Below are 12,638 nucleotides of genomic sequence, written 5' to 3' on the forward strand. Positions count from 1 at the left end.
CAGATACGGGCTCATTATGACATTCCTAACGAATGCTGCTTCTTGATAGCCTGTATTTCAACAAAAGTTTATGACAATTTAATTAATCTGGTTTAAACCAGATTAATTATTTTAATTCTTTATCATGACGCTTCAAAATGTAAATCGAGTACATCATGTAACCAATATTCTTGGTCAACATCGGTAATCACTCCATTTTGATCGCAGTTGGTACGGCAAATATATAACCCCATACTACCAACATTGACATGCAAAGCTTTGGCTTGTTGTTCTGACAATACCGTTGGATAAAGATTAATATGCGCTCGGGTCAATTGCCGTTGATAATGCTCTGCCATCAGAGTCGTAATAGAACCTTCTAATTGTTGTTCTAAGAATTGAGGAAATAAACTTGCATTGATACGTAAATGTTCAACTACCGCAGGACGACCATTGATACTACGACGTCGCCACATCGAATAAATATCATCACCCACCGAAATTTTTAAATGTGCTGCATCCCAAGAGGTCGCTTGCACCAATTCCGCAGAAATCAATTCCGTACTTGGTACACCCCCTTGCTCAGTCACATATTGGTTAAAACTTTTGGTCGATTGCGGACGGTAAATAATTCGTGGTGCACGAACAAACCAACCACGGCGATCTAAACGATAAATAAGACCGTCCATTTCCAAAGCCAATAATGCTTCTCGAACTGCGACACGTGTGGTAGCAAATTGTTCCATCAACACACGCTCTGAAGCCAGTTTGGTATTGGCACTCCATTGCCCAGACTCAATCTCATGGGCAATAGCATCTCGAATGGCAATATATTTGGGAATACGTGGAGAAGTCGTTTCTTGAACAGGCATACACATTTATTTTGTGAAAATTTCTTCTAATATACTCAAATATCATGTCTAAGCGATGACATTTTTAAAATAAGCATAGTTCATACGCAAATTTTAAGTTTTAAAAAGCTCATCTTTTGATGAGCTTTTGGAGATCACAATGAAATGTGTTGAGTCTAAAAGACTCATGATTTTTCTCAAAGAATTACTTATTTGTTTTGTTTGGCATCTCCATATTTGAATGATCCATATCCTTCATCGAAGAAGGCATATTGGTCATTTTTGAATGATCCATTTGTGACATTTCTGAAGCGTTTCCATGCTGATGTTGCGTTGAGTTATTTGTTTGAGTTTTAGGATCATTGTTTGGTTTACAATTTTTTTCACATTTCTTTTGTTTTTTGTCTTTTGGCTGTTCATCGACTGTTCTAGTCAATACTTTATCTTCATCCTCATGTGCCCATGTTTGAACTGTGGTCATTAAAGCACCCATACAGATTAAAGCTGTTACACTTCGACTAAGTACATTTTTCATGAGTTTCTCTCAGATTAAGTTTGTTGACTTTTACAATAAAATAATTTGCCAAACTTTAAAGTGACATGAAAATGATATTTTAGTCAGCCAGAATTATATTGGGTGGTATATCTATCAACATAACTGTAAAGGATTCATGGGTATCATCAGAAAAAGTAGGTAACTCTTTTATAAGCATGTTTGCAATAACCTCATTCATTACCTGCAAAATAGCTAAAAATAGCTTTTGTGAAGATGCTTATCCAACATACGATATGACAGGTAAATCTATAGTGGTCAACATACTATGACCTTTATAACATTGCTAAACTTTACCTCCAATTACAGCTTCTTTTCCATTCAGTTCAGTTTTTTTGGCATCAGCTGTACTAGCTACTTGTCGATAGAATTGAATAATAAAATGTTCATCTTGTTCTTTAATACAGAAACTGCTGTTATTAAGCATTGCATCGAAATAAGTAGCGGCTTCTTGTTGAGACACTTTACGTTGACCGAGCTGTTTTATTTGATACATGTTTCATCACATACCCGTACAGAAATACCCAACTGATGTTTGATTCCCTCCACATCATATAAAAGTGCAAACTGTGCAGATCTGGTAAGCTCTTTAATCCGTCCTGCTCTACGTTAACCACAAGGATATATCTCAAAGATTCGAACGTAAAATTTCATTAATGATTATGATCACCAAGTATTTTTTCCTTGCTATTTATTGTATACATTTCATCAACTTGATCTTTTCTAAACACAAGTTGTCTTTTATTAAATTTTGAAGTTTCACCATCATCAGTATAGCTGTAGTCCATAATATTATCTGTATAGCCTTGCTGGTATCTGAATTTGTTCCCATGAACATTAAATGTATGTAACAAGCCAAATGTATGGCAAAGTTCATGAGAAAATGTTTTTAGGAATCCTTCTTTGGTCGCCATTGCATCCTTAAATACAGCAACTGTATTCGCCCATTTAAGCTCATTAAATGCTTCTTTAGAGTTCATATCTATCTTTTTAACTCTCGGAGTCAAAAATTTTGATTTAGGTTTATAACTAGCACTACCTAAAACATTCATCCACACTGGTTGGCTAATTTCTTTCTTTGAAATTGGATCATATACATTTTCAGTTTTTGGAGTTTCACTTACACAAATCGGTGCAAAGAAAATATAATTCTTTTGCTCAACTTCTGAATATATTGATAGTAACTTGTCTTCTACTTTTCTCTTCCTATCATATAGATCAATTAACTCGCGTTGAAATTCTTGAGACAAATCTTCTTCCACGTTAATCGTTTTATTTCTTATGCTATTTTGACTTTCTTGCTCTAGAGTATTTGAACAAACCTCAAGAAATTTTTTACCATAGGCTTCTGATATTTCTTTGGTCCACCATTTTTTTACAAAAGCACCTACCTCAGCATCTGTTTTCGACAATCTATCTAGATCAAAAATATCAGTCTTAAGGACTTGAACAACCATAAGGCACTGATTAAAAATATTATACTTTAAAGCTTTTTCGTAATTTTCAGGTCTTTTAAGTATTTCCCCATTTACTTTTACATCAACAATCACTAATCCTTTTGTGATTACTTGATCATTTCTGGAAAGATAAATTATGCCAACTTCCTTTTTGTTTTCGCCACATTTTGCTATAACAGTAATACTTTCATTTTGCTTTAAAACATCTCCTAAACAATGAACTGTTATTGCCTTTTTCTTTTTATAAGCATATCTAGTTTTGGTACCTAAATTCACCTTAACACGCTCTGAGTCAATAAATCGACTTAAAGGTTCTTCAATATAATCTGTCTGTTGATTATTATTAAATGTTGAAATTTTTATTGAGGTATTAGATGCTTCAAAGATCAGAACTGTACCATTGACTGTAAGTTTATCTTGGTAATATGCATCAATTACATCTTGATGTATTTCTAAATCAAGAACTGCACCTTGAGCATTTATTTCTTCACTACCCAAAACACCTTTACAACCAGAAGCAAAAATTGATAACCAAGAGGGAAAATAGTTAGGATAACTAATTTCTTTATTTACACTTCGAACATAGTTATCTTTCAATAATGAAAATGTAAAATCATGACTATATGCATAAATAACAGGGTCTTTTATTTCTTTTATTGTCAAAATAGGGTATATATATTCATCTCGAACCCAATCAAAACCAAATTCACCATTATATTCATCTACTGGTCTTCCAATTTCATAAGGCCGTCTAAAATGTACTGAAAAATCTCTTAAACAACTTTTAGACAATGCATCTTTCTTAGGGCTAGACATTATTTTATTCACAAGATTAGACCTCACACCTTTTATATCTGGCTAAAATAATTATTCTCGTAATTAAACTCAATATAAACTCCTAAGTAGTCTTCATAGAAAGCTTTAGAGTCTTAGTCATTTTAATTACATCCTTAGCAATTAAAAAATCATACTTTTTGGATAAATACGTTTTAAGTTTCTCATTTCTAAATCTTATACTTTCTAAAAGCTAAATTTTCTTTTAAAAAATTTCAGTATACATCAGATTAAATTCAATACAGTTTAGCTAAGTATATTTTTTCTCTTAGATTTATATAAAAGTAAACGAACACCAGCAGATATATCAAAAAACAGCATAAACTTTGCTTCTTTAGTTAAATTCTCTCGCTCAATAATTAACAATAAAAACATTATAAATAATATCCATACAACAAACACCAAATTATTATTAAAAAACAAATTATTAAAGCAATAAATTTATTTATTTTTAGATCTAATTTTGGTGCTTCCATCAAACAACTAAGAGTAGGTCCAGCTAGTGTTTTTCTTTAGTTCATTTTCTCTAAATGTACTATTATTATACATTTTAATCAAAACATTAATTACTAGTTAGATGAAAATTAAATACAATAAATCAACAAAAAAATAGCATTTAAGAGCTAAATACTATTTCCTTTATGAACAAGTCACGCTTTTTAAAAAAGCATATATTGATTCAAAAATTACTCCAGAATAGGCTGACAAATCGGCTTAATCTTCTGATCTGCTAAAACTTTTTTTGCAAAAGGAACAGCATCTTTCATGGAGATAGGCACAGCATCACTATGCCCATAGCCTGCATAAATATGCCCTTCAATAATTGTACCAGCCTGACAACTGTCTTTCATTAATTTAAGCTGCCCCCTCACATCGGGTGTTTTGTCATTTGCACCTGTTGCAATAAATACAGGATGGTTAATTTTTAATGTTGGAAAATAGCCAAATTTTTCCTGCATTTCTTCAATAGTTTTAGTATAAGTCTCGTTTGGTTTTTCCTTTAATACATTGGCAAAAGTCAGACCTGCACTCGTCACATCACGTTGTAAAGTGATAATACATGTATTTCTTGCTCGCTCCACGAAAGGCAACGCTTTTTCAGTAAAGACATCCTCTGTTTTCAACTTTGGATTATAACTTTGTGCTGCGATGAAGCTATACATCGGTAAAGCAATTGCTGTAACAACTTCATGTGGATTAGAACGAATGATCTCTTGTTTATTTGCATTTCGATCTCGATAAATAACCCCCGTTGCAACCGTACCTTTAATATTGAGCTTTGGCGCATATTGTGGTGCATATGCAGCTGCAGCAAATGCACCTGCCCCACCTTGTGATTCTCCTGACAAAATCACTTTATTCGCAATTTTTAAGTTTGCTTGAATTACTGCCGTAGCACTATCGAGCATGTTATAGGCTAACATTGGATTGTTAATTAGCCAATGTGCGCCTTGCGTTCCTAAGCCTTCATAATCTGTTGCAACCACTGCAAACCCTTCGTCAAGCCATTTGTCTAAATGTTCAACACCGATATATAAACGACCTGCCCAAGAAGGTGCACATGTATCAGCTAAACCAACAGTTCCATGGCCCCAAACTAAAAGTGGCCATCCACCTTTGGGTGGCGTCCCTTGAGGAATGAATAATGCCCCCGAAACAATAGATGCTTTACTCGAATCTATACCACTAGTCGATGAATATAAAATTCGATATTGAGCTGATGCTTTTGATTGACCAATATAAGAGGGGGTTAAATCCTCTATTTTAAGTAAAGTACCTGATACTTTAGGAATTTCTTGATCCCACTCATAAAAATCGGATAAATAACTATCCCCAACCAAGTTCTCTGGGTACGTTTTTGCCTGTGTTAAAGGTGAAACAAGTAAACTCAATGCTAAAACAGCATTTAAAATACGCATTTTCATTGAACATCTCCTTAGAAATCATAGGTTAATTTGCTATACAAGAATGTTCCATTTCCCCCTTCAGGTGCATTAAAACTATATTTCACTACCCCACCAACACTGGTATTTTTTGCATGATCTGGAAATGAGTTGAATAAGTTATAAGCACCAATATCTAAACGTAAACCTTTTAAAATATCTGGTTTAAAACCAATATTTAAATCTGCAACCCATTGCTCTGAGAAATTTTGGTCAAATGCTGGACGTGTGCTATCAACTGTGCTCCATTCGCCATAACGACGAAGTTGTGCTGTCACATCCCAATTGTGAATACGCCAATCTGCGCCTAAAGTGAGCTTATTTTTAGGTGATGCTGATTCAATAATTCCTTGCGTACTACGCCCCGCAATTGATTCAAATGGAATTATTTCACCTTTGGCTGTAATTGCATTACGTGTCTTGGTAATTTTGTTTTGATTTGTACTAAAGCCTAAATTCAGCTTTAACTTGCCATATTTCTCCAAATCCATCAGATAATTTGAAGTAATTTCTAAACCACGAGTTCGGGTATCCAATAAGTTATTAAAAAATGCGACATTATTAATCTCGACATAAGGGGTACCTGCAAAGGCATTTTTAATTACATTTCCAGTAATATTATCTGATAATAAAATCCTGTCTTTTATATCAATTTGATATAGATCTAAAGTCGCAGATAAATTTTGTGTGGGTTTAAACACAAATCCAATAGACGCATTTTTTGACTTTTCTGGGTCTAAAGCCTTACCACCTAAAAGTAAAGCGGCTTCACTTCCAGGCAATAATGTTCGTTGTGAAACGTCTTGATATTCACCATTTGCTTGTAAAACAGTTTGACGACTATACGCAGAAAAACCCAACTGAGTAATTGAGGGTGCACGATAACCTGTACTATAAGTACTACGCACAGCAATTTTAGGGTCAATATCATATTTTAAAGACAACTTCCCATTGGCAGTACTACCAAAATCTGAATAATTTTCAGCTCTAAAAGCTGCCCCAGCAACTAATTTAGGAAGGATTTTTGCTTCTACATCAACATATCCACCAAATACATTTCTTGATATCTTACGTTCATCTTGGTCAGTAATACCTGAATAAATCTCTGGTACACCCACGCCAATGACTGGACTAGGATTAAAGTATGGACCACGTGTATAGGAAATTCGGTCACCTGCAATTTGTTGGTATTGTTCTTTACGGTAGGCTATACCTGTTGCAAAAGTGATTGGCTCATTTAAAAATGCTAAAGCAATTTGTTTTTGATAATCCAAGTTCACATTACTTTGTTCATTAATATTTTCGCCAACTTTATACTCAGATGGAGAGTCATAACCGTAACTTGGATTTATCCCATTAGTGTAAAGTTGAGCTGCTTTATTACGACCATAATTCACTGAGAAATCTAATTTTCCATCCAGAAAATCATTGTCTTTCAACCCTGCTGTAATTGCATGGTCATACAATGAATATACTGATGTCGTGATTCTTCCATGTGGATAACGTGCTAAATAATATGGGTTTTGATTTAAAGTTGTATTGGTTGAAGGTGGCTGATAAAAGTTTTGCCCAACGCTTTCTTTATAACCATAAGTTGCAAAACCATACAATTTAATCGTATCGGTAAGTGGTAATTCGCCATTTAACACTGAATTGACTTGGTCATTTACCTTTGGTGAACCAAAACGCCAATTACGATATGGTGAGTTTGCTTCTAAATATTCCGCATTAGGATAACTTTGTGGATAGAATCTACGGTTATCTGGGTTGGTATTATTCGCATAATCTTGACTGCCATATTCAATGGCGAAGGTTAAGCTTCCATCATTCGGCAAAGAAAATCCTTTCCATAATGATAACTTATGTTGTTCGCCTTCACCTGATGAAAACTGCCCAAAACGATAAGAGGCTGCACCATGGTCATCATCATCTTTGAGTATGATATTAATCACACCTGCTATTGCATCTGAACCATACTGCGCAGCAGCACCATCTCTCAAAATTTCAACTCGTTTAATTGCATTTAATGGAATTAAACTTAAATCTACAGATGCCGCACCACGACCATTCGCTAAATTTTGTCGAGTAAATATTGCACCTGTATGGCGACGCTTACCATTAATCAAGACTAAAACCTGATCAGAGGCTAAACCGCGTAATGATGCTCCTGCTGGTATTTGCGCAGCAAATGCACCCGCTGGTTCTAAAGGGAATGTAAATGACGGTGCTAAAATTGTTAGTGCTTTAGATAAATCAGACGTTCCAGTATTTTTCAACTGTTCTTCAGACAAAATATCGACAGGTGCTGGTGTATCCAACGGGCTTTTAACAGCTCGGCGACTTCCCGTTACGACCACTGACGCTAAAGTAACAGCATCAATATCCTCATTACTTTTTTGTGGTGTTTCATTTGCAATTGCGATGGCACTAGTTAGAGCACTCAGAACAAATATTGAAGATTTCAAGATAGATGGTGTGAGTATATTCATATGCATTTCCTAGAAAATGATCTGCTTTCTGCAAACTCAATGCCATATTTATTATTCAATACTAATCAGATACTTATATTATTTTAGTCTACTAATAGTTGCTTTGATTTAAACAAATTTTCACCAAAATGCTCATATAACAACTTAAAATTATTGAAAACATACAATTATGGTTATTGTCATTTCTAACTTAAAAATTATGCTACAGAGGAAACTGTATGAAATTACAAGATTAAGACTCAATTGAAAGGTAATCTTGAGCCTAATTTAGATAATTTTAAATAGCTATCACGTCCACTAATCCTTTATAAAAAGGTAACTTACACAAAATAATTTAAGCGCTCAACCAAATTCATTTTATCAATTTCGGCTATATATAAACAACTTTCAGCATATTTTCTAAAGCTCCCATTGCAAGTGAGATTTATATCGGGGTATGAGGCTTTACCATCGTCTCAAAAAATTGATAAAACTTTAAATATTAATCTTTGTCTAAGTAGTTTTGATTTTGTGTGTTTATCTTTTGATCCGGTATATCATAGGTTGTTTGAGTCCAACCAGTTCGAGAGATGTCTGCGATTGATCAAAAGCGTGGTTGTAAGAAGATTAATTAATTGTGAGATAGCTTTTTTGGTACAGACTTGTTCATCTTAAAATTATATTGCTGATTTCGCCTATACTTGTAAATAAACTCCAAACTAAATTTTAGTCTAACAAATGCTATTATGGAATTAAGAAATTTTAATTTTACCAGCAAAATTAAGAAATTATTAGAGGAACGCTGAAATGGATAAATTACAATGCATGGAAGCATTTGTAAGAGTAGCTGAGAGTGGCAGCTTTATTAAAGCTGCAGAACAATTAGGAGTAACTCGATCAGTAATTAGCAATCGAATTCAACAACTAGAAAATTTTATTAAAGCGCCACTTTTTCACCGTAGCACCCGCTCCGTAAGGCTTTCAGATATTGGTGAAAAATATTATAGGGAGTGCGCATCGCTTATAAAAAGTTTTGAAATACTAGCTGATGAAATGGCACATGCTACTTCAAAAATGCAAGGTCGTCTGAGAATCCATATGGCACCTGGTTTTGCCATAGATTATTTTGGTCATTTTTTAGCTACTTTTTTAAAAGAGTACCCTGATCTAGATATCGATATTGTCGTCAATGATCGAATTATTGATCCTATTGCAGAAGGTTTTGACATTGTTTTTCAAATGTTTCCTCCAACAGGTGAAAGCTTAATTGAACGTAAACTATTTAATGTCAATCGTGTCTTATGTTGCTCGCCTAAGTATCTCCAGAATATTAAACATATTCTAGTTCCTGAACAGTTAAAAGAAATTCAAATTGGATATTACTCTGGCTACCCTACTCGAAATAGAATTCAATATTTAAATGATAATGAATTTAAAGAGATGGAAATAAATATACAGATCGTATCTTCATCAGTTCATTTATTGCGTGATTTTGCGTTAAGTGAAGGGGGGATAGTATGTCTACCTACGTTAGTTGCCCATAAATACTTAATGAACAACCAACTTACCGCCATCCTATCTGACTTTCCATTATTAAATTATAGCTTACGAGCCGTCTTTCCTGCGAATTCAAAAAATCTTTCAAAAATTCGTAAACTTTTAGACTTTTTAATTGCTCGTCTAGATACAATTCCTGATTGGGATATTGAATTAATACAACATAATCACTTATCTGATAAAGTTAAGTTATTTGAATAATCAAGGCAATACCTTGCCCTACCCCAATACACATTGAACATAGGGCATATTTACCTTTGATCTGTTCAAGTTGATTTAAGGCAGTGGTCACCAGTCTGGCACCTGATGCACCCAAAGGATGACCTAAAGCAATCGCCCCACCATTGGGATTGACGCGTGCATCATCATCTGCCAAACCTAAATCACGGGTTACCGCCAAAGCTTGGGCAGCAAAAGCTTCATTCAGTTCAATCACATCCATTTGCGCTAAACTAAGATCAGCTTGTTTAAGCAGTTTCTTGATTGCAGGCGCTGGTGCAAAGCCCATAATTCGTGGCTCAACACCTACCGTGGTTGCTGCAATAATTTTGCCACGTGGTTTTAATTGGTATTTTTCTACAGCTTCATCTGAGGCGATCAATAACGCTGCTGCACCATCATTAATCCCAGACGCATTTCCCGCCGTGACCGTACCATCAGCTTTGACCACTCCTTTAAGTTTTGTCAGTGCAGCTAAAGTGGTTGATGCACGTGGATGTTCATCGGTATCCACAAGCACAGCATCACCTTTACGCTGTGGAATAGTGATGGGCACAATCTCATTTTTGAAAAAGCCTTGAGCTTGTGCTACCGCGGTACGTTGTTGGCTGTTTAGCGCAAACTGATCTTGATCCGCACGGTTAATATTGAATTGTTCTGCCACGTTTTCAGCGGTTTGTGGCATGCTGTCCACACCATACAATTCTTTGAGTTTTGGATTGATAAAGCGCCAGCCCATGGTGGTGTCTTCAATCTTTTGACTGCGTCCAAAAGCACTGTCCGACTTGCCCATCACATAGGGCGCACGGCTCATGCTTTCTACACCACCGGCAATGATTAAATCTGCTTCATTGGCTTTAATGGCGCGAGCTGCCATGGCAATCGCATCCAGTGATGATCCACATAGACGGTTCACAGTGGTTGCTGGCACTTGGTAGGGCACACCTGCCAATAATGCTGACATACGCCCAACATTACGATTGTCTTCACCGGCCTGATTGGCACAGCCATAAATCACATCATCGACTTGCTGCCAATCTACCGTTGGATTACGTTGTATCAATGCTTGAATTGGAATTGCACCGAGGTCATCTGCGCGTACTGGCGCAAGACCACCGGCATAACGACCAAATGGGGTACGGATGGCATCTATGATGTAAGCGTTTTTCATGTGTCTTTCCTTTTATATTGAATCCCCCCTTGCGAAGCAGTGCTTCTCACCTTTTTAAAGAGAGACTTTCTCTCTTATCTTTATGAAAGAGAAGAACTCCTCCCTTTCTTAAAGGGAGGTAGGGAGGGATTTATTATCCCTGTGTCGCATCAATCAAATGAGCACCCGTCAAAGCCTGTAACTCTTCAAAGCTCAGACCTGCAACTTTTTCAAGCACTTTTAAACCCTCTGCGGTCACATCAATTACGCATAAGTCAGTATAAATACGATCAACACAATGCTTACCTGTCACGGGATAGCTTAGTTCTTCAACAATCTTAGGTTCACCTTGTTTTGTTACATGATCTGTGGTGATAAAGACTTTCTTGGCCCCTACAGCTAAATCCATTGCACCACCCACGGCAGGAATCGCATCTGGCGCACCAGTATGCCAGTTGGCAAGATCGCCATTGGCTGCCACTTGGAATGCACCCAATACAGCAATATCCAGATGTCCGCCACGCATCATGGCAAAAGAATCACCATGATGGAAAAACGAGCCACCCGTTAGCATGGTGACATATTCCTTGCCTGCATTAATCAGCTCAGGATCTTCTTCACCTTTGGCAGGTGGAGGACCAAAAGCCAATAAACCATTTTCAGAATGCAAAAATACATCTTTGTCTGTTGGCAGATATTTTGAAATCTTGGTCGGTAAACCAATGCCTAAATTGACATAAGCACCATCGGGAATATCTTGGGCAACACGTTCAGCAATTTGGTCACGGCTTAGTTTTTGGTAGCTCATTGTTATTCTCCATTACCATTGGCTGTATCAACTGCAACCACATGCTGAACAAAAATTCCTGGGGTAATAATGTGTTCAGGATCGAGTTGACCTAATTCAACCACCTCTGAAACCTGTGCAATGGTGACATCTGCAGCCATCGCCATGATTGGACCAAAGTTACGTGCTGATTTGTTATAAACCAAGTTGCCCCAACGGTCGCCTTGATGTGCTTTAATCAGTGCGAAGTCTGCTTTAATTGGATATTCAAGCACGTAGTCTTTGCCATCGATATGACGGGTTTCTTTACCATCTGCCAATAAGGTGCCAAAACCTGTTGGGGTAAACACTGCACCTAAACCCATCCCAGCAGCTTGAATACGACACGCGAGATTACCTTGAGGAACCAGTTCCAGTTCGATCTTGCCAGCATGATAGAGTTCATCAAATACCCAAGAATCAGACTGACGTGGGAAAGAACAAATGATTTTACGGACTGCACCCGATTTAAGCAGTTTAGCCAGACCGTAATCGCCATTGCCTGCATTGTTATTGACAATCACCAGATCTTTAACGCCAAGTTCAATCAGCCCATCGATCAGCTCTGCGGGCTGTCCTGCTGTTCCAAAGCCACCAATCATAATGGTCGATCTATCTTGGATTTGAGAGAGCATCTCGGCTAAGGATGCCGCACTTTTATCTATCATAGGACTTACTTATCATTTATAGGCTTATATTTATTATATTGAATAAAGAAATTGTCTATTCTTTTAATTATACAAACTGATTGTTTCCATTTTAGAAACAAATTCCTCCTCCAATTTGAAATAGAATAAATGA

The 12,638-nt window shown here is 36.3% G+C and carries 10 protein-coding genes; 1 reads left to right on the forward strand and 9 read right to left on the reverse strand.

The genetic code is table 11. The features are described from left to right. Positions 1-122 precede the first annotated feature (122 nt). From F981_RS19695 to F981_RS19720, 6 genes are all read right to left on the reverse strand, one after another. A complete protein-coding gene (locus F981_RS19695) occupies positions 123-857 on the reverse strand; it encodes a UTRA domain-containing protein (protein ID WP_004724818.1) in 735 nt (244 codons plus the stop codon). 178 nt (positions 858-1,035) lie between these two features. Continuing rightward, entirely contained in the window at positions 1,036-1,365 is a 330-nt protein-coding gene (locus F981_RS19700; protein WP_004724819.1) for a hypothetical protein, read from the reverse strand. Positions 1,366-1,669: 304 nt separating this feature from the next. Further along, the gene (locus F981_RS19705) at positions 1,670-1,879 is read right to left on the reverse strand and encodes a hypothetical protein (protein WP_004724822.1); all 210 of its coding nucleotides are present in this window, start codon (positions 1,877-1,879) and stop codon (positions 1,670-1,672) included. Between the two features lie 157 nt (positions 1,880-2,036). Then, complete coding sequence (locus F981_RS19710) at positions 2,037-3,656, reverse strand: hypothetical protein (protein ID WP_016539701.1); 1,620 nt, start codon at positions 3,654-3,656, stop codon at positions 2,037-2,039. A gap of 704 nt (positions 3,657-4,360) precedes the next feature. Continuing rightward, positions 4,361-5,599: a lipase family protein gene (locus F981_RS19715; protein WP_004724829.1), complete on the reverse strand. Its 1,239-nt coding sequence runs from the start codon at positions 5,597-5,599 to the stop codon at positions 4,361-4,363. An 11-nt stretch (positions 5,600-5,610) separates the two neighbouring features. Continuing rightward, positions 5,611-8,106, reverse strand: a complete 2,496-nt coding sequence (locus F981_RS19720; protein WP_004724830.1) for a TonB-dependent receptor plug domain-containing protein — start codon at positions 8,104-8,106, stop codon at positions 5,611-5,613. 786 nt (positions 8,107-8,892) lie between these two features. Between F981_RS19720 and F981_RS19725 the strand changes: the two genes are divergently transcribed. Beyond that, positions 8,893-9,843, forward strand: coding sequence for a LysR family transcriptional regulator (locus F981_RS19725; RefSeq protein ID WP_004724832.1), 951 nt, complete (start codon positions 8,893-8,895; stop codon positions 9,841-9,843). On the opposite strand, the gene pcaF is transcribed toward F981_RS19725, so the two are convergent. The 3 genes from pcaF to F981_RS19740 all read right to left on the reverse strand — a co-directional run bounded on the left by pcaF (position 9,827) and on the right by F981_RS19740 (position 12,505). Next, entirely contained in the window at positions 9,827-11,032 is a 1,206-nt protein-coding gene (gene pcaF, locus F981_RS19730) for a 3-oxoadipyl-CoA thiolase (RefSeq protein WP_004724834.1), read from the reverse strand. The two genes, F981_RS19725 and pcaF, sit on opposite strands and share 17 nt — an antisense overlap. A 133-nt stretch (positions 11,033-11,165) precedes the next feature. Next, positions 11,166-11,819, reverse strand: coding sequence for a 3-oxoacid CoA-transferase subunit B (locus F981_RS19735; protein ID WP_004724842.1), 654 nt, complete (start codon positions 11,817-11,819; stop codon positions 11,166-11,168). A gap of 2 nt (positions 11,820-11,821) precedes the next feature. Beyond that, positions 11,822-12,505 carry a 3-oxoacid CoA-transferase subunit A gene (locus tag F981_RS19740; protein WP_004724843.1) on the reverse strand — a complete coding sequence of 228 codons (684 nt, stop codon included), beginning with the start codon at positions 12,503-12,505 and terminating at the stop codon, positions 11,822-11,824. Positions 12,506-12,638: the final 133 nt, after the last annotated feature.

The sequence above is a fragment of the Acinetobacter guillouiae CIP 63.46 genome (assembly GCF_000368145.1).
Lineage (GTDB): Bacteria > Pseudomonadota > Gammaproteobacteria > Pseudomonadales > Moraxellaceae > Acinetobacter > Acinetobacter guillouiae.

Bases quoted from the DNA above. Each gene is read 5' to 3' on its own strand.
- F981_RS19695 (WP_004724818.1), bottom strand. From the start codon at position 857: ATGTGTATGCCTGTTCAAGAAACGACTTCTCCACGTATTCCCAAATAT.
- F981_RS19700 (WP_004724819.1), bottom strand. From the start codon at position 1,365: ATGAAAAATGTACTTAGTCGAAGTGTAACAGCTTTAATCTGTATGGGT.
- F981_RS19705 (WP_004724822.1), bottom strand. From the start codon at position 1,879: ATGTATCAAATAAAACAGCTCGGTCAACGTAAAGTGTCTCAACAAGAA.
- F981_RS19710 (WP_016539701.1), bottom strand. From the start codon at position 3,656: ATGTCTAGCCCTAAGAAAGATGCATTGTCTAAAAGTTGTTTAAGAGAT.
- F981_RS19715 (WP_004724829.1), bottom strand. From the start codon at position 5,599: ATGAAAATGCGTATTTTAAATGCTGTTTTAGCATTGAGTTTACTTGTT.
- F981_RS19720 (WP_004724830.1), bottom strand. From the start codon at position 8,106: ATGAATATACTCACACCATCTATCTTGAAATCTTCAATATTTGTTCTG.
- F981_RS19725 (WP_004724832.1), top strand. From the start codon at position 8,893: ATGGATAAATTACAATGCATGGAAGCATTTGTAAGAGTAGCTGAGAGT.
- pcaF (WP_004724834.1), bottom strand. From the start codon at position 11,032: ATGAAAAACGCTTACATCATAGATGCCATCCGTACCCCATTTGGTCGT.
- F981_RS19735 (WP_004724842.1), bottom strand. From the start codon at position 11,819: ATGAGCTACCAAAAACTAAGCCGTGACCAAATTGCTGAACGTGTTGCC.
- F981_RS19740 (WP_004724843.1), bottom strand. From the start codon at position 12,505: ATGATAGATAAAAGTGCGGCATCCTTAGCCGAGATGCTCTCTCAAATC.